Here is a 25,843-nt window from a genome sequence, read left to right on the forward strand (position 1 = left end):
AATGATCGTGGAGTCTGTTGACTCCCGTGCTCAGATCCGTGACAGGAGCGAATGGTTGTACGACTGAGAAAACCTTTATGCAGGAATGACCAAGATCACAGCGCGGGCCCTCCCAAGGGGTCGCTCACCCTCAGCGTGCACGACCCCGGGGGGCTGGGCCCCCACCTCAGTCGAACCAGCGGTCCCGGGCCAACTCCTCGGTGCGGGACGGGTCTTCGAGTAGGGCGGCGACCTCGAAGCGGCGTGGCCACTGGCCCGCCGACCAGGCGAGTCCGGCGGCGACACCCTCCAGCGTGGCGGCGTGCAGCACCCCGTCCCGGGTGCGGCGCCAGTCGAGTTCGGTGCCGTCGACCACGAGCTCCTCGTGCTCGACGTACGTGGCGGGGGTCGCGGGGCCCAGCAGGACCCGTACGGACTCCGGTACGTCGTGCTCGGCGCCCTCGGAGGTCACCTCGCCGGTGACGGACTCACTCAGCCGCCGCACCTGGAACAGCTCGGCGAGCCCGGCGGCCCGCGACGGCGGCACCGGCAGCAGCGGCACCCCATCGGTGAAGGCCAGCAGATCCGGCGAGTCCACGACCACCGCGTCGGCGGCGTCCACGACCCGCACCTCGCCGTCCACGACGGCCCGCAGCTCGTCCGGCAGCGTCACCCGCTCCGGGTCGAGATCGGCCAACGCGCCGTAGAGAGCGTGCAGTTGCGTGCCGGACACCTCTCGGTCCGGGTCGGCGAGCCGGTCGAGCAGCTCGGCGGCACCGCCGGGCTCGTCGAGTAGGGCGGCCACGGACGTACGGACGCCGAGCGCCCGCAGGACCTGTTCGTCGTCGAAGCCGGTCGCGTCGGCCTCGTCGTACAGGCCGCGCAGCAGCGGATCACCGCCGGCGGCCCGCAGACCGGCCGGACGGCGCCCGTCGAGCACCGGATGCCCGCGCAGCCACCAGGCCGTGTACGGCCGGACGATCTCGTGCGTGCCGTCCGGCAGCAGAACGCGCACCTGCTGGGTGATCGCGTCCCTCAGCGGCGGCTGGGCGAGCAGGGCGAGGGCCTGCGGCCACCGGTCGTCGTCCACCAGGTCCAGATCCCGTACGGCGACGATCTCGGTCGCGACGGGCGGCACCGGCGAGTCGGGCAGCCGGTCCAGGACGTCCTCGCACCACACGTCCACCGCGTCCAGCAGGCCCGCGTCGTCGGGTTCGGCGAAGTCCGCGTCGCGCGGCTCCAGTTCGTCCGGATCGAGGACCACGTCGGTGGCCCGCACCAGGGCGAAGCCCGCGAGCACGCCACAGGCGGCGAGCGGCTGCTCGCCCCAGCGGTCGGCCAGCTCGGAGTCGACGAAGGCGAGTTCGTCCTCGCGCATGATCCGGGCGAACGGGCTGCCGGGCAGCACGAGTTCACCGGCGGGCACGAGCTCGCCCTCGTCGTCCGGCAGGGCGAGGGCGCCGAGCCAGGGCTCGTCGCCGGGTTCGAGGGCCGCGTCACGGACCAGCGCGAGGACGGTGTCCGCCAGCTCCTCCGCGTCCGGGGTGTCCTCGTCCCACGCTCCGCCCTCGTCATCGAGCGAGGCGGCCACGGCGGCCCGCACCTGCGGGGTGGTGAGCACCGCGCGGGGTGTGGCCGGGAGGGCCCCCAGCTTCTCCAGGAGCGGGTGGGCGGCGTCCGGGTGCGCGACCTTGAGGCCGAGGCGGGCGAGCGTGTCGGGGGCCGCCGGCGACGCCTCGGCGGTGGGCAGCAGGATCTGGCGGGGCCCGATCGTCGTACGGCCGTCGGCCAGCGGCACGGGCAGTCCGGAGAGCCGGTCCGGGTCGACCCCGGCGAGGCTGTCGTACAGGCGGTGCCACCAGTCCGGGTCCTTCTCCAGACCGGCCAGCCGGTCCACGGCCTCGGTGAGCGGGACCCGGGCCACGCCCAGCGTGCGCAGTTCCACGCGCCTTTCCAGCCCGGCGGGCAGCAGGCTGGGCAGCACCTCGGCGAGCACCTGGACGGTCTCGGCGCCCGCGCCCTCCACCACTTCGGCGTCACGCGGCCGCAGGACGGTGGGGTTCTCCGCGGGGCTGCTCTCGGGCCAGTCGGCAGGGGTGTCGGCGGCCGGGATCCGATCGGGCGGGGCGGCGGGCGGCAGGAACGCGGTGCGCGGCAGCCGGTCCAGGATCGCCTGGCGCAGGGCGCCGTCCAGCTCGCCCTTGCCGAGCGGGCCGGGCACCAGGTCGATGATCCCGGTGCCCACCGGCCGCCAGGCGGCGAGGAGTTCGGCGTAGGCGTCCGCCGCGCGCTCCACCAGGAAGTCGGTGAGCGGGCCGGGGGCCGCGTGCCGCCGGGTGGTGTCGAGCGGGAGGGAGGCGATGAGGAGCGCCGGCACCCCGAGGGCTTCGTCGCTCGGCGTCGGCGCGTGCACGACGGGGCTCGTCCGCGGGCGGGCCGGGGCTCCGTCGGCGTCGACCGGGACGGCCCAGGTGACCGACCAGTGCGGGCGCAGCCGCTCCTCGACCGGGCGGTCGGCGAGCAGGGCGGGGTCGAGGGGACCGTTGTGGGCGACGGTGCGGTAGCGGGTCGTGCCGTCGCGGGAGTCGTCGATGACGGCACCGTGCTCGGCGCTGCCGCGGCGCAGGGTGCGGACCTCCCCGTCTCCGATCTCGACGACGACTTCCTCCAGGCCGGGCAGGGCCAGCAGGAGGGCGTCGTCGATGTTCCGCAGGAGACGCTCGGTGAGGTCCTCGGCGGCGGCGTCGCGCAGCGGCAGGATCACAGCGGTGTCGTACGGGTCCGGGGCGGTGCCCTCGGCCGCGAACGGCAGCCGCAGCAGCGGGACATGGCCGTCCCGGCGGCGGATCTCGTCACCGAGGCCGGGGCTGTTCCCGGCGGTGCCGGCGGCGAGATCGCGTGCCTCGGCGAGCGCCCAGCGGACGCCGCCGTGCCGCCCGACGACGGCGGGCTCGTCCGTGACGGCGAGGACCGCGGCGAAACCGACACCGAAACGGCCCACGGCCGTGTCGTGCGCGTCCCGCTTCGCGGAGGCGCGGAGGGTGGCGAGCGACTCGACGCCGACCGCGTCGAGGGGGGCGCCGGTGTTGGCCGCCACCAGGACGCCGTCGCGGAGGGTGAGGCGCAGGCGGCCAGGGGTGCCCGCGCGGGCGGACGCGTCGGCGGCGTTCTGGGCCAGCTCCACGACGAGCCGGTCGCGGTACCCGCCCAGGACGAGGTCCTCCTCGGCGTTGGCGTCCTCGCGGAACCGGGCCGGGCTGGTCGCCCAGGCGTCCAGCACACCGCGGCGCAGACGCGCCGTGCCGAACGGGTCCGCGCCCTCGGCAGCCGGCCGCACGAACTTACTCACGGGTTCACTCTCCCTCTCGCCTGGCGCGACCGCGAATGCAGCGCCGGGTCGCGGCATGAAGGTACCGCGCGCTCTCTCTTGCTTCCGCCGGGCCGGGTGGCTTCGCGGGCGGGGGCCTCGGCGGTTCTCGGGTGCTGGTCCGGTGGGTGGGTCGGGGCCGTGCCGGTACATCCCGGTCCGTCACCGCTGGATCAGACGTGGGTCCAGGAGGGAACCGCTGCTCGATCCGGACGTAAGCGACGGACATTGGGATGTACCGGCACGGCCCCTCCCGTGCGCTGCCCCCTGCGGGTGCGCTGTGGTGAATTTCAGCCCCTGGCCCCGGGGAAGATTCCAGCCCCTCCGGCGTTTGAGGAGCGGGGGCTGGGGCGGAGTCCCAGGTACGGGACGGGTAGGGGCGGAGGGGGCGAGAAAGGCTGTGGCTCCGATGGGGAGCCGGGTGCGTGCCTTTCGGGCTCGCCGGAGTGAGGCCGTGCCCGACCCAGGGGTGTGAGGCCGTGCCCGCCCAGGGGCGTGAGGGCGTGCCCGCGCGGGGGTGTTGGCGGGCGCCCGGGGGTGGCTAGGCCGTTTCCTCGACGCGCTTCTTCAGGCCCGCCAGCGCGCGGTCGATGATGACCTTCTCGGCCTTGCGCTTGATCATGCCGAGCATCGGGATCTTGACGTCGACGGTCAGCCTGTAGGTGACCTCGGTGCCGCCGTCGCCCGCGGGCTTGAGGATGTAGGAGCCGTCCAGGGAGCGGAGCATCTGGGACTTGACCAGGGTCCAGGAGACCTCGTGGTCGCCGGTCCAGGTGTAACCGAGGGTCTGGTCGTCCTTGATGGCGCCGGCGTCCATGACGAGACGGACCTGTTCGGCGCGGCCCCGCTCGTCCGTCCCGAGCACCTCTGCCTCCTTCACCTCACCCGTCCAGTCCGGGTAGCGGGCGAAGTCGGCGATCACCGCCATGACGTCAGCCGGTACCGCCTCGATCGTGATGCTCGAACTGGTGTGTTCCGCCATCGCGGTGGCTCCTCCAGATGCGGTCCGGTGAGGGAGGTCGGTGCGCACGTGTGTGCAGCGTGAAGGCTACCCCGCACGGCCACGGGCTCTGTCACCCCACCTGGCGTTCAGCAGCACCGCCGGCTCACCACTCCAGCGCCCAGGGCCGACCCGACCCCGCGAAGTGCCCCACATTCACGCATTCCGTCGCCCCGACGCGCATCCTGCGGACAAGGGGCTGGTGGACGTGACCGAAGAGCGCGTACCGGGGGCGTGTACGCCGGATCGCGTCCAGCAGCGCCCGGGAACCGCGCTCGAAGCGGCGCGCCACGGTGTCGTAGACCAGCTCCGGCACCTCCGGAGGGATGTGCGTGCACAGCACGTCGACCTCGCCGACCGCCTCGATCTTGGCCGCGTACTCCTCGTCGCTGATCTCGTACGGCGTCCGCATCGGTGTCCGCAGACCCCCTCCGACGAAGCCGAAGACCCGGCCGCCGATCTCGACCCGCTCGCCGTCGAGGACGGTGGTGCCGGGTCCGGCGTACTCCGACCACAAAGCAGGCATGTCGACATTGCCGTAGGTCGCGTACGTCGGCGTCGGGAACGCGGCGAACATCTCGGCGTACTGCTTGCGTACCGCCTTCTCGATGGCGGCGGCCCGGTCGGTGCCGACCCCCGCCCACAGCCGGGCGCCGAACGCTCGCGCCTCCTCGAAGCGGCGCGCGGTGCGCAGCTCGACGATGCGATCGGCGTTCTCCACGCCGAACAGGTCCGGGAAGATGCCGCGCGCGTGGTCGGCGTAGTCGAGGAAGAGGACCAGGTCACCGAGGCAGATCAGGGCGTCGGCGCCGTCGCCGGCGCGGGCCAGGTCCCGGGCGTTGCCGTGCACGTCACTGACCACATGAACGCGCGTCCGAGGATTACCGACCGGTGTGGATGCCATGACGATCAAGCGTAGGCCTGTGCGGCAAACGTGAACAGAGGCGGCCGGACCTGCGATTACTGGCTAGGCAGGAAAGGCGTGGACTACTGTGCGCGAAGGAACGCCAACACGTGTGACGCATAGAACATCTCGTCGGGACCCCCTGTCGAAGAAGCCATACCGGCGGGTAACGTCCGGGCAGTCCAGTCGTACTCAGGAATTCAACAAGTGATCTCTTGAGTACCTGCCCGAGCCTTGGACCGCACCGTCGCATCACACAGAGTCGTGGCGTCGGCGCCCTATGAGGAGCAGCAGTCTTGCGCGAGTTCAGCCTTCCGGCTTTGTACGAGGTCCCTGCGGACGGAAATCTCACCGATATCGTCCGTAGAAACGCCGCGCAGCATCCTGACGTGGCCGTCATCGCCCGCAAGGTGGGCGGCACGTGGACGGACGTCAGCGCCACCACCTTCCTCGCCGAGGTACGTGCCGCGGCCAAGGGCCTGATCGCCTCGGGCGTGCAGCCCGGCGACCGGGTCGGCCTGATGTCCCGTACCCGCTACGAGTGGACGCTGCTCGACTTCGCCATCTGGAGCGCCGGCGCCGTCACCGTGCCGGTGTACGAGACCAGCTCCGCCGAGCAGGTGCAGTGGATCCTCGGCGACTCCGGTGCGACCGCCTGCATCGTGGAGCTGGGTACGCACACGGCCACCGTCGAGTCGGTGCGCGACCGGCTGCCCGCCCTCGAGCACGTCTGGCAGATCGAGGCCGGCGGCGTCGAGGAGCTGGGGCGCCTGGGCAAGGACGTCAGCGACGCCACCGTCGAGGAGCGCAGCTCGCTCGCCAAGGCGGACGACCCGGCGACCATCGTCTACACCTCCGGAACCACCGGCCGGCCCAAGGGCTGTGTCCTCACGCACCGCGCCTTCTTCGCGGAGTGCGGCAACATCGTGGAGCGGCTGCGCCCGCTGTTCCGCACGGGCGAGTGTTCCGTCCTGCTCTTCCTCCCGCTAGCGCACGTCTTCGGGCGGCTCGTGCAGGTCGCGCCGATGATGGCGCCGATCAAGCTGGGCTGTGTCCCGGACATCAAGAACCTCACCGACGAGCTGGCCTCCTTCCGGCCGACGCTGATCCTCGGTGTGCCGCGCGTCTTCGAGAAGGTCTACAACTCGGCGCGCGCCAAGGCCCAGGCGGACGGCAAGGGCAAGATCTTCGACAAGGCCGCGGACACGGCGATCGCGTACAGCCGCGCGCTGGACACCCCCTCGGGCCCGTCGCTCGCCCTGAAGATCAAGTACAAGACGTTCGACAAGCTCGTCTACAGCAAGCTGCGCGCGGTCCTCGGCGGGCGCGGCGAGTACGCGATCTCGGGCGGCGCGCCGCTGGGTGAGCGGCTCGGCCACTTCTTCCGCGGCATCGGCTTCACGGTCCTGGAGGGCTACGGCCTCACCGAGTCCTGCGCGGCCACGGCCTTCAACCCGTGGGACCGTACGAAGATCGGCACGGTCGGCCAGCCGCTGCCCGGCTCCGTGATCCGCATCGCCGACGACGGCGAGGTGCTGCTGCACGGCGAGCACCTGTTCCAGGGGTACTGGAACAACGAGGGCGCGACCGCCGAGGCGCTGGCCGACGGCTGGTTCCACACCGGTGACATCGGCACCCTCGACGAGGACGGCTACCTCCGCATCACCGGCCGCAAGAAGGAGATCATCGTCACCGCGGGCGGCAAGAACGTCGCCCCGGCCGTGATCGAGGACCGGATCCGCGCGCACGCGCTGGTCGCGGAGTGCATGGTCGTCGGCGACGGACGCCCGTTCGTCGGCGCGCTGGTCACGGTCGACGAGGAGTTCCTGGTCCGCTGGGCCGAGGAGCACGGGAAGCCGGCCGGCTCGACCGCGGTGTCGCTGAGCGAGGACGCGGACCTGATCGCCGCCATCCAGGACGCGATCGACGACGGCAACGCGGCGGTGTCCAAGGCGGAGTCGGTGCGCAAGTTCCGCATCCTCGCGCATCAGTTCACCGAGGAGTCGGGCCACCTCACGCCGTCCCTGAAGCTGAAGCGCAACGTGGTCGCGAAGGACTACGCCAACGAGATCGAGGCGATCTATCGGGGCTGACGCCCGAGCGACCGGGTTCCACCCCGGCCGGGAACAACGGCTCGGCCCCCTTCGCTGGAGGGGGCCGAGCCGTTTTCCGTCCCTGGGGGCCGTTTGCCGTGGTCGGCCGGGCGGAGTTTCCCGGCTCCCGCCGTGGGGCGGCTCCCGCCGTGGGGTGAGGGTTCGTACCGGGCGGGAGGTGCCTCGTGGTCGCTCGCGCAGTTCCCCGCGCCCCCGGAAAGCCGCCCTGGCGGGCGCGCCCCGTCAGGGGCGGGGGGAACCGCGCGGCCGGCCAAAGGCCGCCCGCAGGCGCCGGAAGTCGGCAAGCGGCACCCCCGTGGGCATACCGGGAGGCGCCGCGCCGCAGCGAGCGGGCACCCCCAGCGGCGCGCCCGCAAGCGCTAGAGCAGTTCCCGCAGGCGTTCCGCCAGTAGGTCCCAGCGCCATTTCTCCTCGACCCAGGCGCGGCCCCGTACGCCCATCCGGCGGCGCAGCTCGGAGTCGCCGAGCAGGGTGACGATGCGGTCGGCCGCTTCCTCCGCGGAGCCGCCGCGCACGACCCAGCCGGTCTCTCCGTCGAGCACGGCGTCGGGCGCGCCGCCCGAGTCACCGGCCACCACCGGCAGGCCCGTCGCCGACGCCTCCAGGTACACGATGCCGAGCCCCTCGACGTCGAGCCCGCCCCTGCGCGTCCTGCACGGCATCGCGAAGACGTCCCCGGCTCCGTAGTGCGCGGGCAGCTCCGACCAGGGCACCGCCCCGGTGAACCGGACCGAGCCGGCGACGCCGGTGTCGTGCGCGAGCTTGCGCAGCTCCTTCTCGTACGGCCCGCCGCCGACGATCAGCAGCACCGCTTCCGGCTCCTTGGCCAGGATCCGCGGCATCGCGAGCACCAGGGTGTCCTGGCCCTTGCGCGGGACCAGGCGGGAGACGCAGACGACGACCGGCCGGTCGGTGAGACCGAGCCGGGCCCGGACCTCGTCGCCGCCGGAGCCGGGGTGGAAGGTCCCCTCGTCGACGCCGGGCGGCAGCTGGACCATGCGCGCGGCCGCCTCGGGGGTCAGCGCGGAGGCGATCCGCGAGCGCGTGTACTCCCCGAGGTAGGTGATCGTGTCGGTGGACTCACCGATCCGGCGCAGCAGCGTGCGGGCCGCGGGCAACTGCGCCCAGCCGGCCTCGTGGCCGTGCGTGGTCGCCACGATGCGCCGCGCGCCCGCCCTGCGCAGTGCCGGCGCCATCAGGCCGAGCGGGGCCGCGGCCCCGAACCACACCGACGTACAGCCGTGTTCGCGCAGCAGGCCGACCGCCCGCCGGGTGGCGGCCGGCGTCGGCAGCAGCATCGTCGTACGGTCCCGTACGACGGTGAAGGGCTGCTCGGCGTCGAACGCGGCGGTCGCCTCGGCACCCTCGCGGCCGCGCTTCCACGTCGACGCGTAGACAACGATCTGCCCGGGGTCCAGTCGCAGCGCCATGTTGTGCAGAAAGGCCTGGATGCCGCCGGGGCGGGGCGGGAAGTCGTTCGTCACGATCAGGGTCTTGTGCATCGTGTTCGACACTATCGAACCTATACTCACAGCTCCGCACGGCCGCACTTGACGGCTCGCACACAGACCGGCGCGCCATCATGACTCCGCGAAAAACACGGCGGCGACGCACTCGATCCGGACGAAGAGGGCCAGGTGGGCAGGGCATGACGGGGGCACGGAGTGCGAGGTTCCCGTTCGGCCTGGTCGCACTGCTGGGAGTCTGGGGCCTGACCAGGCTGGCGCTGCTGCTCTTCGTGTCCAAGGTGTACGTCTTCCCCGGTCCGGACGTCACCAGCGACGTCTCGGTGATCTACCACGGCTGGTACGAGGTCCTGCGGCACGGCAGTTTCCCGCTGAACGACGTGACCTGGCAGTATCCGCCGGCCGCCTCGCTCGCGGTCCTCTCCCCCGGCCTGCTGCCGTTCCTCGACTACCCGCACGCCTTCTTCGTGCTGGCCTTCGTCGCCGACCTGGTGGTCTTCGGGCTCCTCCTCTACGCGGGCTCGCGCTCCGGCAAGACGCTGCGCGGCGCCTGGGTGTGGATGATCGGGGTTCCGCTGCTCGGGCCGACCGTGTACGCCCGCTACGACGTGATGGTGACGGCCGTCGCGGTGGCCGCGCTGCTCGCGGGGGCCCGGCATCCCCGGGTCATGGGGGCGCTCGTGGGCTTCGGCGCGATGGTGAAGGTGTGGCCGGTGCTGCTGCTGATCGCCGCGGTGCGCCGCCGGGCCTGGGTCTGGGCCGCGGCGACGGCGGGCGCGATCGCGGTGCTGTTCTGGATGGCGATGCCGGGCGCGTTCGGCTTCCTGACCGCCCAGCGCGACCGCGGCACCGAGGTGGAGTCGCTCGGCTCCCTCGTCTTCCACGTGGCCCGGCACCACGGCTGGAACGGGCGCGTGCTGCTCAACTACGGCTCGGTGGAGTTCCTCGGCCCCTACGTCGACCTGGTGAGTACGGCGGCCCTGGCGCTGACCGCGCTCGCCTTCGGCTGGCTGCTGCTGTGGCGGCTGTGCGTCAAACGGTTCCTGACCCACACGCTCGCCGACGCCGCGTTCGTCGCCGTCCTGATGTTCACGGCCACCAGCCGGGTCATCAGCCCGCAGTACCTGGTGTGGCTGGTCGGGCTCGCCGCGGTCTGCCTGTGCTTTCGCGCGAGCCGGATGGCGGTGCCCGCCTTCCTGGTGCTGATCGCGTGCTTCGTGACGGTGCTGGAGTTCCCCGTCTGGTTCGCGGACGTCGTGGGCAGCACCCCGCTCGGCATCACCCTCCTCGTCGTCCGCAACGGCCTGCTGGTGATCGCCGCAGTGCTGGCCGCCCGGGTGCTGTGGCGGGGCACGGTGTCCGAGCCCGCACGGGCCCTCCCCTCTCAGGCGGCCCGCACCAAGGAGACCCTGGCGTCCTCCTGACGCCCGGCCCGCCCGGTCCACAGCCACAGGGCGGCGCACTGCACCGTCATGGAGAGCACGAGGGCGAGGCAGATCCCGGGGAGCCCGAGTCCGGACAGGACGTGGGCGAGCGGGAGCTGGACCGCCGTGCCGGCCAGCGTCACCCGGAGGAGCACCGGCGCTCCCCCGCTGCCTTCGAACACCCCGCCGAGCGCGATGAAGCAGGCCATCAGCAGCAGATAGGGACCGACGCAGCGCAGGAAGAGCACACCGTCGTGGGCGACCGCGGGGCCGGCGCCGAAGGCCCGCATGATCCAGGGAGCCAGGGCGGCGAGCAGGCCCGCGGCGAGCAGGCCGAGGGCCCCCGAGACGAGGACGGCCTGCCGCCCGATGGCGCCCCGTTCGTCGCGGCCCGCGCCCCGGGTGTGCGCGGTGTGGATCGAGGCGGCCTGCCGGACCGCGTAGAACGCCATGGTGGCGATGTACATGACCTTGTACGCGATCGCGTACGCCGCCACGGTCGTCGTCCCCAGCCGGGCCACGATCGCGACCAGCACCAGCGCGCCGCCCTGCCGCACCGTGAAGTCGGCGGACATGGGCAGACCGGTCGTCAGGGTGCGGCGCAGGGCGGCGCTCGTGGTTTCGGAGGGCACGGCGGCGGCCGCCTCGGCCAGGAGCATGTTCCGGCGCAGGGCGCGCAGACCCACGACCAGGGCCACGCAACGGCACAGCACGGTCGAGACGGCGGCGCCCCGGACGCCGTACGCGTGGATGAGGAGCGGGTCGAGGCCGAGGATCAAACCGTTGGCCAGCAGGGCGAGGCGCATCGGGGTGCGGGTGTCGCCGGTGCCTTTGAGGATGCCGTCGACGAGGTTCTGCGCGAAGAAGACGGCGATGCCGGGCAGGGAGATCGCGAAGTACTGGACGGCGAGGGCCGCCGCGCGTCCGTCGCCGCCGAGCACCAGCCGGGCCGGCGGCTCGCGCAGCAGGTAGCCGCCGAGGGCGATCACCGGCGTGACCACGGCGTACAGCGCCCAGCCTCCGCGTACGGCCGCCCGGACCGCGCCCGGGTCGCGGGCACCCCGGGCGTGCGAGACCAGAACGGTGGTACCGGAGGCGAAGACCAGGGCGACGCCGAGCAGCACGTTCTCGGTATTGGTCGCGACGGCGACGGCGGCCACGGCGTCACCGCCCAGCCGGGAGACCCAGACGGTGTTGATGATTCCGGCGGCGACGGAGGCGAGCAGCGAGAGGTAGACGGGGTGGGCGAGCGTTATGAGCTGCTTGCGATGAGCGTTCACGTAGGCTCCCTCGATACGAGCTACATCGTTTAGAGGTAGCTCGATAAGAGGTACCATGGTGACGTGAGGCCCGCAAGCACGAAGACGCGGGGGTCCGCGAGCACGGCGGTGCCGGACGTTCGAGGGCACGACGGTGCCGGACGCCCGCCGGCACAAGGGCTCGGGACGCCCGCGAGCACGAGGGTGCGGGACGCCCGTGCGCGGGGAGCGGGACGCCCGTGCGCGGGGAGCGGGACGCCCGTGCGCGGGGAGCGGGAGAACGAGCCGGAGTGCGGCGGACACGCCGCACCCCGATGACCCACGAGCTAGGAGCCGACCGGATGCTGGAGCTGTCGATCCTGGGCTTTCTGTACGAGGAGCCCCTGCACGGCTACGAGTTGAAGGAGCGCATCAAGGCCCTGAGCGGCCATGTCCGTCCGGTCAGCGACGGAGCCCTCTACCCGGCGATCACCCGCCTGGTCGCCGCGGGCCTGCTCGACCAGCACACCGAGCCCGGCAGCGGCGCGGCCCCTCGGCGGATCCTGTCGCTCACCGAGAAGGGCCGTGAGGACCTCCTGGAGCGGCTGCGCCACCCCAAGCAGGCCGAGATCACCGACCACGTGCGCTTCAACACCCTGCTGGCGTTCCTGCGCCATCTTGCCGACCCCCGCGAGCAGGCCGCGGTACTGCGCCGCCGCCAGGAGTTCCTGGAGACCCCGGCGAGCTTCTTCTACCGGGACGGCCGGCCGCTGCGCGCGGAGGAGGCCGGCGATCTGTTCCGGCAGGGCATGCTGCGGGTCGCGCGGGCGACGGGCGAGGCGGAGCGGACATGGCTCGCGGAGGCCATCCACCGGCTCGAGGAAGGAACGGCCGGGCGGGTCAGCCGAGTTGGTCCCTGAGGTACTGCCGCCACAGCTCGGTGAACTTCTCCGGCGTCGTGTGCAGCACGTCCCGCAACGCCCCCTCGACCGCCCCGGCCCGCTTCCGGTGGTCGCCCACCGCCCGGTAGAAGTCGTTCAGGCGGACCTCGCCCCAGTGGTCGGCGATCAGCCGGCAGGCCATCCAGCCGCCCTCGTAGACCTGCGCCAGCCGGCCCGAGTCCGCGTCGAACCCGAAGTCCCCGTCGTCGGGCAGCGCGGCCGGAAGACGCCCCTCGGCCACGGAGCGCGCCAGCTCCGGCGCGACCTGCCCGGGTGCCCGCCCGCTGCCGCGGTAGCCGACCCAGTCCGCGTACCCCTCGGAGAGCCACAGCGGGGTGGCGGCCGTGGTGTGGGCGCGCGTGGCGACGTGCGTGGTCTCGTGGGTGAGCACGACCTGCTTGCCGAGGTCGCCGAGGACGCCGTACGCGTCCGGGTTGACGATGATCCGGTCCGCGGGGGCCTTCGCGGAACCTCCCCCGGCTTCCGGCCTGGGGGACCCCGATTTCGCCTCGCTCACCTCTCCGGTGGTCACCGCCGCGATCCCCCGGTATCCGGAGGCCGGAGCCCCGAGCAGCCCCGCCATCCCCTCCAGCGACTTCGGTACGAGGACGACGACGTGCCGCGCCCAGTCCGTGCCCCAGGCCTCCGACACGGCGGGCACGGCGTGGTCCGCGAGGTCCGCGAAGGAACGCAGCCGCTCGCCGGACTGCCCGACCCCGAGGACGAGGCCGCGCTCACCCCGTACGGCCGTCACGGCTCCCTGATCCCACAGCTGGTCACCGGTCTTGCCCGCGGGCTCGTCGGAGGCGACGCGCCAGGCTCCGCCGGCGCGGGTCAGACGCAGGGTGCGGTCGGCGGCGACCGGTGCGGCGTCGTAGCCCTCGACGCGGTAGCGCAGCTCGGCCCGGGCCGTGGCCCGGTCGCCGGAGCGGTGCAGACTCGTCAGGTGGTAGGACCAGGCCGCCAGCGGTACGTCCCGCAGGTTCGCGAAGGGGGTTCCGGCGCCGGTCGCCTCCCCGGTGGCCCGGAACGCCGCCTCGTCCCGGTCCATGACCGCGGTCGCCCGCCGGTCGAGGACCCGCTGCACATCGGTCGCCGCGGTGTCCGACGACGCCCGGCCGCCGCAGCCGACGAGCACGGCGAGCAGCAGCACCAGGGAGAGTCCCGCTCGCGACGCACGCCTTCGACCAGCCACCTTCCCGATCGTACGGTGCCCGCGTCCGCCCGCCGGTTCCGCGCCGGTGCCGCCACGGCGCCCCGTCAGGGCCGGGTGACGGACGAGACCGGCATCATCCCGACGGGGTCGTAGCGCACCGGGGCGCCCGGGTAGGGCGCGTGGATCACCTGGCCGTTGCCCACGTACATCCCTACATGGCTGGCGTCGGACCGGTAGGTGACCAGGTCACCGGGCTGCGCCTGGGAGAGCGGCACCTGGTGTCCGGCGTACCGCTGGGCCTGCGAGGTGCGCGGCAGACCGATCCCGGCCCGCGCGTACGACCACTGCATGAGACCCGAACAGTCGAAGCCGCCCGGCCCGTTGGCGCCCCACACGTAGGGACGGCCGAGCGCCGAACGGGCCGCGGCGACGGCGGCGGCCGCGCGCACCGAGGACGGGACGGCGTCCCCGAGGTCGAGCATGCCGGCGCGCGCCGAGCGTGAGGCCCGGTCGAAGGCGGCGCGGTCCGCGTACGGCAGCGAGTTGAGCAGCTGCCGCGCCTTGGCCAGTTTGCCCTCGACGACCCGCTTGTTCCGGGCGACCGCCTTGCTGCTGCGCTCCAGCTCGGCGAGTTTCCCGTCGGCCTCCTCGCGCTTCTGGGCGAGGTCGCGCAGGGCGAGCTGGAGGTCCTTGAGTTCACCGGCCTGGTGGGCGGTGATCCGGTCGAGGGCGGCGGCCTGGTCGAGGTAGTCGTCCGGGTCGTCGGAGAAGAGCAGCGCGAGCGAGGGGTCGAGGCCGCCGGAGCGGTACTGCGCCCCGGCGAGCGAACCGAGCGAGCCCCGCATGGTGTTGATGCGCTCCTGCTGCCGGGCGATCTCGTCCTGTGCCGTGCCGACCTGTTCGCGCAGCGTGTCGGCACGCTCGTCGGCCTTGTTGAACGCCTCGGTGGCCTTCTCGGCCTGGGTGTAGAGGCGGTCCACCTCGCTCCGGGTGTCGTCCTGCGGTGCCGCGGAGGCGGGCAGGGTGCCGAGTGCGGCGGCCGCCGCGGACATCACGCAGGCGGCGATGCCGAAGGCGCCGGCGCCCCGGTCGAAGCCGGTCGGTGCAAGGCGGCGATGGGACCCCACGGGTAGCCGCTCCCCCTTCCGCTGACGGTCCCCCGCTGTTGGGGGAAACGCGCCAGACAGTAGCCGTGCGACTACGCACCGGCCAAAGACTCCCGCGGGCACACACAGTGACGCCCCGCCGGAGACGCAGGTCACCGACGGGGCGTGGGGTCAGCTCGAGTTGTCGCAATTCGCCCGTTTGGGCGGAACGGCAAGGGGTCCTGGCGGGCGGCGGAGGTCGACTCCGGACCGCCCGCGGGATCAGACCCGGACGCCGAACTGGAAGGGCATGTTGCCGATCGCCTCGTAGCGGACGACCGTGCCGGTGCGCGGGGCGTGCAGCACCTGGCCGTTGCCCGCGTAGAGGCCGACGTGGTGCTGGTCGCCGTAGAAGATGACCAGGTCACCGACCTGCAGATCGCTCTGCGAGTAGATGCGGGTGCCCGCGTTGGCCTGGGCCTGCGAGGTGCGCGGTATGGAGACACCGGCCTGGGCGTAGGCCCAGGAGGTGAGGCCGGAGCAGTCGAAGGAGCTGGGGCCGGTGGCGCCGTAGACGTACGGCGATCCGATCCGGGTCTGCGCGGCGGAGAACGCGGCGCCGGCGCGGCCGGACGCGGCCTTGGCGCCGCCGAGGTCGACGCGCTCGCTGGCGCGGGTCGCCCGCTCCTTCTCCTTGGCCGCGAGTGCGGCCCTCTCCTGTGCCGTCAGCGAGTTCAGGAGCTTCTGCGCGGCGCCCAGCTTGCCCTGGACTTCCTTCTTCTTCTTGGCGAGCTCGGTCCGCGTGTCGGCGAGGTCCTTGAGCTTCTCGGAGGCCTCGGAACGCTGCTGGGCGAGCGAACGCTGCTTCTCCTGGACCTTCTTGAGCGACTCGACCTGCTGAGCGCTCAGCTGGTCCATGGCGGACGCCTTGTCCAGGTAGTCGTCCGGGTCGGAGGAGAGGAAGAGCGCCACGGAGGGGTCGATGCCGCCGGTGCGGTACTGGGCGCTGGCCATCGAACCGAGGCCGTCACGCAGCTCGTTGAGCTCTTCCTGGCCGCGGGCGACGTTGTCCTGCAGGGAGCTGATCTGCTTCTGCAGCTTCTCCTGCTTCTCCTTGGCGCCGTTGAGCTTCTCCGTGGCCTGCTCGGCCTCTTCGTAGAGCTTGTCGACCTTGGTCTTGACCTCGTCCTTGTTGGGCTTCTCGGACGGCGCGGCATTGGCGACGTTGGCACTGAGGGCAACGGCTGCAGCGGCGGCTGTGGTGAGCACGGTCACACGGGTGCGGCTCGGCTGCTTGGGTCGACGGTGGGACGCCACGAAGGCGAGCTCCTTCTTCCTCCAGCCGCCTGCCGAAGACGCCGACGGGCGGTGCCCCTCCACCGTCACTCCCCATGAGTGATCACCCTAGTTGGAGGTTCGAGGCATGACCCTAGTGACCTACTTGTGATCAGTTCAAATCCAAACCTGAAAATTCTTTGTCAGGAGCGGATTCTTTGCACTCAACTCACCTGCAGTGATGTGCGCTTGACACTACGTCGCGTGAAGGTCCTGTCAATTCGGGCATCAAGCCCAGAGGTTACGCATGGGACGTAGGTGGCTCATGCGACTTAGGCCGCGGATCGCCGTCCCCACGAAACCCGAGGCGGGGAGCGGGAGATGACGCTCCCGGAAGCGCACGGGAACAAGTACGGAAGGGGGCGAACAGGAGAAATCGCACGACACGAAACGAGCAAAAGGAGCCGCAAGGGAGAAAGAAGGCGAAAGGGGTCGCTCAGCCGCGTGAGAAGCGCTTGAGAAGCACCACGGACGCCACCGGCCGGGCGCCCGCCTTGGCGATGCCGTCGGCCACCTCACGGTCGGTCGAGACGACGATGACCGGACGCCCGGGCGGCTCGGCCCGCACCAGCTGACGGATCAGCTCGTCCGCCGTGACACCGGGCTTGGAGAACAGCACCCGGACCCCGCGCGGCGGCGCGAGCAGCACCGGCGCGGCCAGCTCGGCCCCGTCGAAGACACAGGTGACCTCCGCGCCGGTCTGCGCGGCCAGCTGCGAGAGCTGCCCGAGCAGCCTCAGCCGCTGCTTCTCCAGCGGCATCTGGGGATAGCCGGTCTTGGTGACGTTGTAGCCGTCGACGACCAGATGCGCCTGCGGCAGCGCGAGCAACTGGTCCAGGATCGCGGGGTCGTTCTCGGACAGCGCGCGGGCGGCGATGTCCTTCGGCGTCATGCGTCCCGGTTCGACCGCGTCCACGGTCTCGGCGGGCCGGACGGAGACGGGGGGCAGCGCCAGTTCCCGGCGCAGACCCTGGGCCGCGTCCAGCACGGTGTCCAGCAGCAGCCGCACGCGCATGTCCTCGACACTGCGCCCCTCGCGCGCCGCCTTGCGCGTGGCCTCCAGAGCGGCCTCGGCCTCCGAGAGGCGCGCCTTGAGCCGCCGGGTCTCGCTCTCGGCGGCGGACACCTGGGCCTGCCCCTCCGCCTTCGCCGCGTCCGTCTCGGCCTGGAGCTTGCGCAGGGCCGCCTCGCCGCGCTTGACGTCGCTGAGGGCCCCGCGCAGCTTGCGGTGAAGCGATTCCGCTTCTTTCCTGGCCGACTCCACTTCCGCGCGCAGCCGTTCGGTCTCGGCCCTTGTCTGCCCGCGGGCCTCCGCGAGCTCCTCGCGGAGCCGCTCCAGCTCGGCGCGGTTCTCCTCGTCGGCGCGCTCGGCGTCCGCCCGCAGGGCCTCCTCGCCCGCGGCGGTGACCAGCTTCACCCAGCCCGCGGGGCGCAGCACATAGGCCGCGGCCGCCACGTCCAGCGGATCCGCGGCCGGGGGCGGCGCGCCCGATTCGAGGGCCCCGACGATCTCGGGCTGGGCCTCTCTCAGCTTCTCGGAGATGCGCTGTCTGAACAGCGGGTCCGTCTCCAGCGCCGCGGCCATGGCGTTGCCGGCGAACTTGGCCCGCCGGTTCGGCGCGAACCGGGCGTACTGCCTCAGCTGGGCGGGCAGTTCGGCCACGGTCAGTCCGCCGAAGCCGTCCGAGACGATCTGTACGACGCGTCGGCGCACGCCGTCGGGCAGCGGACGGTCGAGCACCTCAGCGGTGCCGTCGTCCGGCTCCCCGCCTGTGGTCTCCACCATCCCGTCACCCCAATATCCGTGCGGGGCCCGCTCCCTCAGGAGCCGGCGCCCGGCCTGTCCACGAGTTCGACCTGATCCACCGCGTTGCACCAGCGGCACCGCACCGACTCGATGGTCTCACTGACCACCTCGCGCTCCTCGACCTTCGGCTCACCGGCGAGGTCGAGGTGCACATACTCGACGACCTTCGAGGAGCGGGTCACGTCGAAACGCGTGAGGTTGCCGCAGAGGGCGCAGCGCCAGCGCGTCTTGGCGTCGGGCAGGGGAACCGTCATAGGGCAGTCGCTCTTTCCTTCTAGTGTCCGTCCGGCGCCGGTATCCCGGTGCATGTGGCTCGTAACCCTACGGCCTGGCGGGTACTCGACGCTCTGGTGTCCACGGCGGCGAGGCGGTCTGCGTCGGATGGTCCCGTTGCGTCATGCTCTGTACCATGATCGGCAATTGGACTACGGCGGTCGGCAGGGCGGTGCGGGGCCAGTCCGCGCCGGTGACGTACGGGCTGATCGTCCTGTGCTGTCTGATCTTCGTGATCGGTCCCGCCTCGGGACTCGATCCCGCGTACGGCACCGGGGACGAACTGCTGGTCGCCCAGCGGGCGTACTTCCGCCGCTGGGGCGTGGTGCCGTCCGACCTCTTCGGCGGGGCCCCGCGCGAGGCGCTCACCCCGGCCACGGCCCTGTTCATCCACGGCAGCTGGCTCCACCTCCTGGGCAACATGCTCTTCTTCTATGTCTTCGGGGTGATGACCGAGGAACGCATGGGCCATGTGGAGTTCGCCCTCTTCTACCTGGGCTGCGGATATCTGGCCCTGCTCGGCTACGCCGCCGCCAACGCCGGCTCGCAGCAGTCCCTGGTCGGGGCCTCCGGGGCAATCTCCGCGGTGCTCGGCGCGTTTCTGTACCTGTTCCCCAAGGCCCGGGTGACCAGTCTCTTCCCGTTCCTGTTCTTCCTGCCGCTGCGGTTCCCGGCCTGGGTGGTGCTGCCGTTCTGGTTCGCCCTGCAGTGGCTGGCGGCGGGCCGCAGCGAGTCGGGTCCCGGGGTCGCCTATCTGGCCCACCTCGTGGGCTTCTCTCTGGGTTTCGTCTACGCGTGGGCGCGCTTCGGGCGCCGTACGACCGCAGCCCCCTCCGCGGAGGCGCTGCCGGGACCCCAGGCGCAGCAGCCGGGCCAGGTGGACCGCGAGTAGGGTGAGATCCCCAGCAGTGGCCCCCGAGGGAGAGAACCAGCCGTGATCACCGCGATCGTCCTCATCAAGACCAGCGTGGACCGGATCCCCGAGATCGCCGAGTCGATCGCGTCGCTGGAGAGCGTCAGCGAGGTCTTCTCCGTCACCGGCACCTACGACCTGATCGCGATGGTCCGGGTCAAGGCCCACGACGACCTGGCGGACGTCATCCCCGGCAAGATCAGCAAGATCCCGGGCGTCGAGGCGACGGACACCCACGTGGCGTTCCGTACGTACTCGGAGCACGACCTGGAGGCGGCGTTCGCGATCGGCCTCGACTCCTGACCGACGGGACACCGCCTCCGGGCGGGGGCACGGGCGTCAGACGGCCGGGACGCAGCGGCCGTCCTCGGTGCGGTACTGCCACCGCGCACCGTCCCGGACCAGCTCACGCACCGCGCGGACGAAACGCTCCACGTGCTCGTCGGGGGTACCGGCGCCGAAGCTGACGCGGATGGCGTTGAGGGACTTCTCGCCGGGGGCCGCCTCGGGGGCGCCGCACTCCCCCTGGGTCTCCGGGTCGCTGCCGAGCAGCGTGCGGACCAGCGGGTGGGCGCAGAAGAGGCCGTCGCGGACGCCGATGCCGTACTCGGCGGAGAGCGCGGCAGCGAAGTGCGAGCTGTTCCAGCCCTCGACGACGAAGGAGATGACGCCGACCCGCGGGGCGTCGTCGCCGAAGAGGGAGAGGACCCGGACCTCCGGGACCTCCGCGAGACCCGCGCGGACGGTGCGGATCAGGTGCTGCTCGCGGGCGACGAGGTTGTCGAAACCCTCCTCGGTGAGCGCCTTGCAGGCCGACGCGATCGAGTAGGCGCCGATGACGTTCGGCGAGCCCGCCTCGTGCCGCGCGGCGCTGTGGTGCCACTCCACGTCCACGCCGCCGTCCGCGCGCCGGGAGACCTTGCGGCTGGCGCCGCCGCCCGCGAGGTACGGCTCGGCCTCGCGCAGCCAGTCGGAACGGCCCGCGAGGACACCGGAGCCGAAGGGCGCGTACAGCTTGTGCCCGGAGAAGGCGACCCAGTCGACGTCGAGGTCCTGGACCGACACCGGGTGGTGCGGGGCGAGCTGCGCGGCGTCGAGGACGATCCGGGCGCCGTGGGCGTGCGCGACGGCGGCCAGCTCACGCACCGGCCACAGCTCCCCGGTGACGTTCGAGGCGCCGGTGACACAGACCAGGGCCGGTCCGTGGGGGTCACGGCCGGCGAGGGCGCGCTCCAGCGTGGCGACGGCCTCGCCGGGGGTGCGCGGGGCGTTCAGGTAGGTCACCCGGGCGTCGCGCCAGGGCAGCAGCGAGGCGTGGTGCTCGGTCTCGAAGACGAAGACCTGGCAGTCGGCCGGGAGCGCGGCGGCGAGCAGGTTGAGCGAGTCGGTGGTGGAGCGGGTGAAGACCACCTGGTCTCCGGCGCGGCAGTCGAGGAACTCCTCGACGGTCCTGCGGGCGTTCTCGAAGAGGTCGGTGGACAGCTGCGAGAGGTAGCCGGCGCCCCGGTGGACGCTGCCGTAGTACGGCGCGTACGCGGCCACGTCGTCCCACACCCGCTGGAGGGCGGGCGCGCTGGCGGCGTAGTCGAGGGCGGCGTAGGTGACCTCGCCGCCGGTGACGAGCGGGACGGTGACATCCCGGCCCAGAACGGGCAGGGCCCCCGAAGTGTCGTGGCAGACGGACTGATCGGCGGCAGCGGTGGAGACAGACATGGCGAGCTCCTGTGAGAGGCAGGCGGGATCGCTGCGCGAGCCGGCCGCCCGGAGGCAGGGCTCAGCGCAGGGAAAGGTGAAAAGGGTGTGCGGAGGCGGGGCTCGACGCCCTATCGCATTCGCTTGCTCACAGAAGGCTCCCTCGAACGACCAGGACCCCTGGTTGCATCCACTCGAAAGAGTGCGAGGGGTCCGCGCTTGCCGTAGACCTCGCTGCCTACGACCTGGTCTTCACCCGGGGCACCCCGCCACGGACGGAGGGTTGCCGGACAGCCGGCCGGGGCCACATGGCTGTCACTCATGACCTGATACAGCATCTTGCCAGAAGATCTTCGACGCGCAAGGCGCAGTCCGGATCGTGGACTGCGCCCCCCGCGTCGCCTCGCCCGGGAATCAGGCGTTGCTGGCGGCCACCCACCGGTCCAGGGTGCGCTTCGCGGCCCCGGAGTCGATCGCCTCTGCCGCCTTCTCCATTCCGGCGCGGAGCTGGTCGGCGAGCGGAGCGCCGGTCGGTGACAGGGCCACCAGGGCCGCCGCCGAGTTCAGCAGGACCGCGTCCCGTACGGGCCCGGTCTCGCCGTCCAGCAGGCGCCGGGCGACCTCGGCGTTGTACGAGGCGTCGGCGCCTCGCAGGGCCTCCACCGGGACGATGCCGAGACCGACGTCGCGCGGGTCGAAGCGCTCCTCGGTGACCTTGCCGTCGCGGACCACCCAGACGTGGGAGCCCGCGGTGGTGGTCAGTTCGTCGAGGCCGTCGTCGCCGCGGAAGACCAGCGAGGAGTTGCCGCGCTCGGCGAACACACCCGCCACGATCGGCGCCATGCGGGGGTCGGCGACTCCGACCGCCTGGGCCTTCACCCGCGCCGGGTTGGTCAGCGGGCCGAGCACGTTGAAGGTCGTCCGGATGCCCAACTGGCCGCGTGCCGCCGCCGCATGACGCAGCGCCGGGTGGAACTTCACCGCGAAGCAGAAGGTGATCCCGGCCTCTTCGGCCACCTCGGCGACCCGCTTCACCGGCAGTTGGAGATTGACGCCGAGCTTCTCCAGGACGTCCGACGAGCCGGACGCGGAGGACGCGGCCCGGTTGCCGTGCTTGACGACCTTGGCGCCGGTGCCGGCCACCACGATCGAGGACATCGTGGAGATGTTGACGGTCTTCGCGCCGTCGCCGCCCGTACCGACGATGTCGACGGTGCGCCCGGGGACCTCGATCACATTGGCGTGCTCGTACATCGCCCGGACGAGCCCGGAGATCTCCTGGACGGTCTCGCCCTTGGCCCGCAGGGCCACCACGAACCCGGCGATCTGCGCGTCGGTCGCCTCGCCGCGCATGATGCGGTCCATCGCCCAGGCCGTGTCGTCCGCGCTCTGGTCGCGGCCTTCGAGCAGGCCGTTCAGTACCTGGGGCCAGGAACGGACCGCCGCGGTGTCGCCTCCAGCGGGGTTCACAGCGCTCATGGTCGCTCCTGGGTTCGTAGGTGACGCGAGGGACTCACCCCTTGCGCGGGGTGAGTCCACCCTATCCAGCCCGGGAGACGGCAAAGAGCCCCGTCCATTGCATGGACGGGGCTCTTTCCGTGGCGAACTGTGGGGATCAGTGGTGGCCGTGGCCGCTCGTGATCTCCTTGTACTCCTCGACGGTGGGCTTGGGGATCTGGTTATCCTCCCCGTAGAAGCCCTCGCTCATCTTGGCGCGCAGCTTCTGCGTGCCCGAGACCTTGCGCTCGACACCGTTCTCGTCGACCGCCGGGCCGATCTCGGCCGGCTTGTACTGCTCGTGCGCGGTGAGCGTGTGCAGCGCGTCCTGGCTGAGCGGCTCGTGGACCTCGATGAACTCACCGTGCGGCAGGCGCTTGATGATGCCCGACTCGCGGCCGTGCAGCACCTTGTCCCGGTCCCGGCGCTGAAGGCCGAGGCAGATCCGCTTGGTGGCGATGAACGTGAGCACCGGCACGACGAAGAACGCGATCCGGACGAACCAGGTGATCGAGTTGATCGACAGGTGGAAGTGCGTGGCCCAGATGTCGTTGCCGCCGCCGACGAGCAGGACGAAGTACCAGCTGATCCAGGCGGCACCGAACGCGGTCCGGGTCGGGACGTTGCGCGGGCGGTCCAGGATGTGGTGCTCGCGCTTGTCGCCGGTGACCCAGGACTCGATGAACGGGTAGACCGCGATCGCGACCAGGACCAGCGGGAAGATCACCAGCGGGATGAACACACCCAGGACGAGCGTGTGACCCCAGAGGTTGATCTCCCAGCCCGGCATGACACGGATCAGGCCCTCGGAGAAGCCCATGTACCAGTCGGGCTGGGCGCCCGTGGACACCATGTCCGGACGGTACGGACCCATCGACCAGATCGGGTTGATGGACGCGATCGCCGCGATGGCCGCGATGACACCGAAGACCAGGAAGAAGAAGCCTCCGGCCTTGGCCATGTAGACCGGCAGCAGCGGCATGCCGACGACGTTGTTGTTCGTCTTGCCGGGGCCCGCGAACTGCGTGTGCTTGTGGTAGAAGACCAGGATCAGGTGGCCCACCACCAGGCCGAGCATGATGCCCGGCAGCAGCAGCACGTGCACCGAGTAGAAGCGGGCAACGAAGTCGCCGCCCGGGAACTCGCCGCCGAACAGGAAGAACGACAGATACGTGCCCACGATCGGCACGGACAGGACCGCGCCCTCCATGAAGCGGACGCCGGTGCCGGAGAGCAGGTCGTCCGGGAGCGAGTAACCGGTGAAGCCGGTGAACATGCCGAGGACGAACAGCAGGAATCCGAAGACCCAGTTGACCTCACGCGGCTTGCGGAACGCACCCGTGAAGAACACGCGCATCATGTGCACGAACATGCCGGCGAGGAAGATCAGCGCCGCCCAGTGGTGGATCTGCCGGATCAGCAGACCACCGCGCACATCGAAGGAGATGTGCATGGTCGAGTTGAACGCCTCGGACATCAGCTGGCCCTGCAGCGGGACGTAGCTGCCGTGGTACTCCACCTCGTTCATCGACGGGTGGAAGAACAGCGTCAGGTACACACCCGTGAGGATGATGATGATGAAGCTGTACAGGCAGATCTCACCCAGCATGAACGACCAGTGGTCGGGGAAGATCTTGCGCATGTTGGACTTGGCCAGGGAGTAGATCCCCAGACGGCCGTCGGCCCAGTCGGCCACCCGCTCACCGGCGGGCGCCTTCTCGCGCGAGGAGCGCGAGTCGGAGGTGGGGGTAGTGCTCATCCGCGCTCCCAGAATGCAGGACCGACGGGCTCTTCGAAGTCGCTGAGCGCCTCGAGGTAGCCCTCGTCGTTCACACCGATGCGCAGTTGCGGCAGGGCGTGACCGGCCGGGCCGAAGATGACTCGGGCACCGTCGGAGAGGTCGAAGGTGGACTGGTGGCACGGGCACAGGGCGTGGTGCGTCTGCTGCTCGTACAGGGAGATCGGGCAGCCGACGTGGGTGCAGATCTTCGAGTAGGCCACGATGCCGTCGTAGGACCACTCGAGTTCCTGCTTGTCCTTGATGTTCTCCGGCTGGAGCCGGATGATCATCAGGGCCGACTTGGCGATCTCCTTCTGGAAGTCCTCGTCGTGCTCCTCCAGGCCCTCGGGCTTGGCGAAGGTGAGCGAACCGACGGCCACGTCCGAGGGACGGAGCGGCTCGTTCGTGTTCATGTTGACGAGGAGCTTGCCCTTGGACCACAGCGTGTGGCGCAGCTTCGTGCCCGGCAGCGGACCGAGGTCGCGCAGCAGCATGACGCCGGAGAGCGGGAACAGGGCCAGCGCGCCGAACATCGTGTTGCGGATCAGCTTGCGGCGGCCGAGCGCGGACTCCTTGGCACCCTGCTTGAAGTCGGCCAGGACCTTGGCCTTGACCTCGGGCTCCGCCTCGATCGCGTGACGCTCGTCGGCGATCTCCACGTCGGACATCAGCGTGCGGGCCCAGTGGACCGCACCCGCGCCGATCGCGAACAGCGCCACACCGAGCGTCATGCCCAGCGCGAAGTTCAGCGCGTTGATGTGCCCGAGCGGGAAGACGAAGATCGACCTGTCGTTCGGGATCGCCACGTACGCGGCGATGAAGGCGACGGTGGCCAGCATCGACAGCGTGAACAGCATGGCGACCAAACGCTCGGACCGCCTGGCGGCCCGCTCGTCGATGTCCTGGATGCGGTGCTCATGGGGCGGAAGCCCCGGGTCCGCGAACGGGTTCTGCTCGTCCGCGACGGCTACCGGGCCATGACCGTGCTCGTCGGTGGCCCGCTCAGCGGGCACGTTCTCTTCTGGAATGTCTTGGCTACTCATGACTTCTTGGCCTTTGCGGTCCGAGCGGCGACCCAGACGGCGACGGCGACCAGGGTTCCGAGACCGAAGACCCAGCCGAACAGGCCCTCGCTGACCGGCCCGAGGCCGCCCAGCTCAAGACCGCCGGGGCTCTCGGTGTCGTCACCGTTGACCGCGTCGAGGTACGCGATGATGTCCTGCTTGTTCTTCTCCGACAGCGTGGTGTCGGGGAAGGACGGCATGTTCTGCGGGCCCGTCTGCATGGCCTCGTAGATGTGCTTCGGGTCGACACCCTCCAGGCTCGGCGCGTACTTGCCGTGCGTCAGCGCGCCGCCCTTGCCGGTGAAGTTGTGGCACTGGGCGCAGTTGGTGCGGAAGAGCTCGCCACCCTCGGCGATGTCCGCACCCTCGGGGCTGACCTGGCTCTTCGTCGGGATCGTGGGACCCGCGCCGAGCGAGGCGATGTAGGCCGCGAGCTGGTCGATCTCGGCCTGCGAGTAGATGACCTTCTTCTTCGGGATCTGCGCGCCCGGCTGCTGGGCCGGCATACGGCCGGTGCCGACCTGGAAGTCGACCGCCGCGGCGCCGACACCCACCAGGCTCGGCCCGTCGGTGGTGCCCTGACCGCCGGTTCCGTGGCAGCTTGCGCAGCCCACGGCGTACAGCTTCTTGCCCTCGGTGATGCCGAGGGACTGGGCGGTTTCATCGGCCTGCGCCTTGCCCGCGGGTGCGAACGCGGCGTACAGCCCCCCGGTGGCCGCCAGCGCGAGGAGTAGGACGACGACCGCCGCCAGCGGATGGCGTCGTCGTGCGGAGAGCTTTTTCACGGATTACCCCGGTGTCAGGATCT

19 protein-coding genes, 1 pseudogene and 1 riboswitch are annotated in these 25,843 nt (G+C 71.3%); of the genes and pseudogenes, 5 read left to right on the forward strand and 15 right to left on the reverse strand.

Annotation, left to right across the window (positions count from 1 at the left end; translation table 11 throughout):
- Positions 1 to 166 precede the first annotated feature (166 nt).
- The 3 genes from ACWD68_RS23125 to ACWD68_RS23135 all read right to left on the reverse strand — a co-directional run bounded on the left by ACWD68_RS23125 (position 167) and on the right by ACWD68_RS23135 (position 5,250).
- Complete coding sequence (locus tag ACWD68_RS23125) at positions 167 to 3,328, reverse strand: sacsin N-terminal ATP-binding-like domain-containing protein (RefSeq protein WP_451808334.1); 3,162 nt, start codon at positions 3,326 to 3,328, stop codon at positions 167 to 169.
- A gap of 559 nt (positions 3,329 to 3,887) precedes the next feature.
- Entirely contained in the window at positions 3,888 to 4,328 is a 441-nt protein-coding gene (locus tag ACWD68_RS23130) for an SRPBCC family protein (RefSeq protein WP_451808335.1), read from the reverse strand.
- A gap of 124 nt (positions 4,329 to 4,452) precedes the next feature.
- A complete protein-coding gene (locus ACWD68_RS23135; protein ID WP_451808336.1) occupies positions 4,453 to 5,250 on the reverse strand; it encodes a metallophosphoesterase family protein in 798 nt (265 codons plus the stop codon).
- A 296-nt stretch (positions 5,251 to 5,546) separates the two neighbouring features.
- On the opposite strand from ACWD68_RS23135, the gene ACWD68_RS23140 reads away from it, so the two are divergent.
- The gene (locus ACWD68_RS23140; RefSeq protein WP_451808337.1) at positions 5,547 to 7,343 is read left to right on the forward strand and encodes an AMP-dependent synthetase/ligase; all 1,797 of its coding nucleotides are present in this window, start codon (positions 5,547 to 5,549) and stop codon (positions 7,341 to 7,343) included.
- Positions 7,344 to 7,723: 380 nt separating this feature from the next.
- Here ACWD68_RS23140 and ACWD68_RS23145 read toward each other — a convergent pair whose 3' ends face one another.
- On the reverse strand, positions 7,724 to 8,866 hold the full coding sequence (locus ACWD68_RS23145; RefSeq protein ID WP_451808338.1) for a glycosyltransferase family 4 protein: 1,143 nt from the start codon (positions 8,864 to 8,866) through the stop codon (positions 7,724 to 7,726).
- 146 nt (positions 8,867 to 9,012) lie between these two features.
- Here ACWD68_RS23145 and ACWD68_RS23150 point away from each other — a divergent pair, with 146 nt between their 5' ends.
- Positions 9,013 to 10,254, forward strand: coding sequence for a glycosyltransferase 87 family protein (locus ACWD68_RS23150; protein ID WP_451808339.1), 1,242 nt, complete (start codon positions 9,013 to 9,015; stop codon positions 10,252 to 10,254).
- Here ACWD68_RS23150 and ACWD68_RS23155 read toward each other — a convergent pair.
- A complete protein-coding gene (locus ACWD68_RS23155) occupies positions 10,215 to 11,534 on the reverse strand; it encodes an MATE family efflux transporter (RefSeq protein ID WP_451808340.1) in 1,320 nt (439 codons plus the stop codon). The two genes, ACWD68_RS23150 and ACWD68_RS23155, sit on opposite strands and share 40 nt — an antisense overlap.
- Before the next feature lie 320 nt (positions 11,535 to 11,854).
- Between ACWD68_RS23155 and ACWD68_RS23160 the strand changes: the two genes are divergently transcribed.
- Positions 11,855 to 12,412 (forward strand): PadR family transcriptional regulator, encoded by a 558-nt coding sequence (locus ACWD68_RS23160; RefSeq protein WP_451808395.1) that lies wholly within the window; start codon positions 11,855 to 11,857, stop codon positions 12,410 to 12,412.
- On the opposite strand, the gene ACWD68_RS23165 is transcribed toward ACWD68_RS23160, so the two are convergent.
- The 5 genes from ACWD68_RS23165 to ACWD68_RS23185 all read right to left on the reverse strand — a co-directional run bounded on the left by ACWD68_RS23165 (position 12,393) and on the right by ACWD68_RS23185 (position 18,070).
- Positions 12,393 to 13,628, reverse strand: a complete 1,236-nt coding sequence (locus tag ACWD68_RS23165; protein WP_451808341.1) for a hypothetical protein — start codon at positions 13,626 to 13,628, stop codon at positions 12,393 to 12,395. The two genes, ACWD68_RS23160 and ACWD68_RS23165, sit on opposite strands and share 20 nt — an antisense overlap.
- A gap of 65 nt (positions 13,629 to 13,693) precedes the next feature.
- Complete coding sequence (locus ACWD68_RS23170; protein WP_451808342.1) at positions 13,694 to 14,716, reverse strand: NlpC/P60 family protein; 1,023 nt, start codon at positions 14,714 to 14,716, stop codon at positions 13,694 to 13,696.
- Between the two features lie 240 nt (positions 14,717 to 14,956).
- On the reverse strand, positions 14,957 to 15,991 hold the full coding sequence (locus tag ACWD68_RS23175; RefSeq protein ID WP_451808343.1) for an NlpC/P60 family protein: 1,035 nt from the start codon (positions 15,989 to 15,991) through the stop codon (positions 14,957 to 14,959).
- A gap of 454 nt (positions 15,992 to 16,445) precedes the next feature.
- Positions 16,446 to 17,795 (reverse strand): NYN domain-containing protein, encoded by a 1,350-nt coding sequence (locus tag ACWD68_RS23180; RefSeq protein WP_451808344.1) that lies wholly within the window; start codon positions 17,793 to 17,795, stop codon positions 16,446 to 16,448.
- Positions 17,796 to 17,830: 35 nt separating this feature from the next.
- Complete coding sequence (locus ACWD68_RS23185; RefSeq protein WP_261706939.1) at positions 17,831 to 18,070, reverse strand: hypothetical protein; 240 nt, start codon at positions 18,068 to 18,070, stop codon at positions 17,831 to 17,833.
- A 155-nt stretch (positions 18,071 to 18,225) separates the two neighbouring features.
- Here ACWD68_RS23185 and ACWD68_RS23190 point away from each other — a divergent pair.
- Positions 18,226 to 19,027: pseudogene (locus ACWD68_RS23190) on the forward strand (rhomboid family intramembrane serine protease).
- Entirely contained in the window at positions 19,024 to 19,305 is a 282-nt protein-coding gene (locus tag ACWD68_RS23195) for an Lrp/AsnC family transcriptional regulator (protein WP_266757857.1), read from the forward strand. Before ACWD68_RS23190 ends, ACWD68_RS23195 begins: the two are co-directional and overlap by 4 nt.
- A 36-nt stretch (positions 19,306 to 19,341) precedes the next feature.
- Here ACWD68_RS23195 and ACWD68_RS23200 read toward each other — a convergent pair whose 3' ends face one another.
- The 5 genes from ACWD68_RS23200 to qcrC all read right to left on the reverse strand — a co-directional run bounded on the left by ACWD68_RS23200 (position 19,342) and on the right by qcrC (position 25,820).
- Positions 19,342 to 20,715, reverse strand: a complete 1,374-nt coding sequence (locus ACWD68_RS23200) for an aminotransferase class V-fold PLP-dependent enzyme (RefSeq protein ID WP_451808345.1) — start codon at positions 20,713 to 20,715, stop codon at positions 19,342 to 19,344.
- Between the two features lie 189 nt (positions 20,716 to 20,904).
- Positions 20,905 to 21,021, reverse strand: a riboswitch (SAM riboswitch).
- Positions 21,022 to 21,108: 87 nt separating this feature from the next.
- Complete coding sequence (trpD, locus tag ACWD68_RS23205) at positions 21,109 to 22,173, reverse strand: anthranilate phosphoribosyltransferase (RefSeq protein ID WP_451808346.1); 1,065 nt, start codon at positions 22,171 to 22,173, stop codon at positions 21,109 to 21,111.
- A 136-nt stretch (positions 22,174 to 22,309) separates the two neighbouring features.
- Positions 22,310 to 23,950 carry a cytochrome bc1 complex cytochrome b subunit gene (qcrB, locus tag ACWD68_RS23210; protein ID WP_451808347.1) on the reverse strand — a complete coding sequence of 547 codons (1,641 nt, stop codon included), beginning with the start codon at positions 23,948 to 23,950 and terminating at the stop codon, positions 22,310 to 22,312.
- Positions 23,947 to 25,014 carry a cytochrome bc1 complex Rieske iron-sulfur subunit gene (gene qcrA, locus ACWD68_RS23215; RefSeq protein WP_451808348.1) on the reverse strand — a complete coding sequence of 356 codons (1,068 nt, stop codon included), beginning with the start codon at positions 25,012 to 25,014 and terminating at the stop codon, positions 23,947 to 23,949. The genes qcrB and qcrA overlap by 4 nt, the downstream gene beginning before the upstream one ends.
- On the reverse strand, positions 25,011 to 25,820 hold the full coding sequence (gene qcrC, locus ACWD68_RS23220) for a cytochrome bc1 complex diheme cytochrome c subunit (protein WP_451808349.1): 810 nt from the start codon (positions 25,818 to 25,820) through the stop codon (positions 25,011 to 25,013). The genes qcrA and qcrC overlap by 4 nt, the downstream gene beginning before the upstream one ends.
- Positions 25,821 to 25,843 lie beyond the last annotated feature (23 nt).

Source organism: Streptomyces sp. NPDC005141 (assembly GCF_053599975.1).

What these genes read in the sequence shown, in the direction of transcription:
- trpD (WP_451808346.1), bottom strand. Translation starts at nt 22,173, where the DNA reads ATGAGCGCTGTGAACCCCGCTGGAGGCGACACCGCGGCGGTCCGTTCC.
- ACWD68_RS23160 (WP_451808395.1), top strand. Translation starts at nt 11,855, where the DNA reads ATGCTGGAGCTGTCGATCCTGGGCTTTCTGTACGAGGAGCCCCTGCAC.
- ACWD68_RS23135 (WP_451808336.1), bottom strand. Translation starts at nt 5,250, where the DNA reads ATGGCATCCACACCGGTCGGTAATCCTCGGACGCGCGTTCATGTGGTC.
- ACWD68_RS23130 (WP_451808335.1), bottom strand. Translation starts at nt 4,328, where the DNA reads ATGGCGGAACACACCAGTTCGAGCATCACGATCGAGGCGGTACCGGCT.
- ACWD68_RS23150 (WP_451808339.1), top strand. Translation starts at nt 9,013, where the DNA reads ATGACGGGGGCACGGAGTGCGAGGTTCCCGTTCGGCCTGGTCGCACTG.
- qcrA (WP_451808348.1), bottom strand. Translation starts at nt 25,014, where the DNA reads ATGAGTAGCCAAGACATTCCAGAAGAGAACGTGCCCGCTGAGCGGGCC.
- ACWD68_RS23180 (WP_451808344.1), bottom strand. Translation starts at nt 17,795, where the DNA reads ATGGTGGAGACCACAGGCGGGGAGCCGGACGACGGCACCGCTGAGGTG.
- ACWD68_RS23185 (WP_261706939.1), bottom strand. Translation starts at nt 18,070, where the DNA reads ATGACGGTTCCCCTGCCCGACGCCAAGACGCGCTGGCGCTGCGCCCTC.
- ACWD68_RS23145 (WP_451808338.1), bottom strand. Translation starts at nt 8,866, where the DNA reads ATGCACAAGACCCTGATCGTGACGAACGACTTCCCGCCCCGCCCCGGC.
- qcrB (WP_451808347.1), bottom strand. Translation starts at nt 23,950, where the DNA reads ATGAGCACTACCCCCACCTCCGACTCGCGCTCCTCGCGCGAGAAGGCG.
- ACWD68_RS23200 (WP_451808345.1), bottom strand. Translation starts at nt 20,715, where the DNA reads ATGTCTGTCTCCACCGCTGCCGCCGATCAGTCCGTCTGCCACGACACT.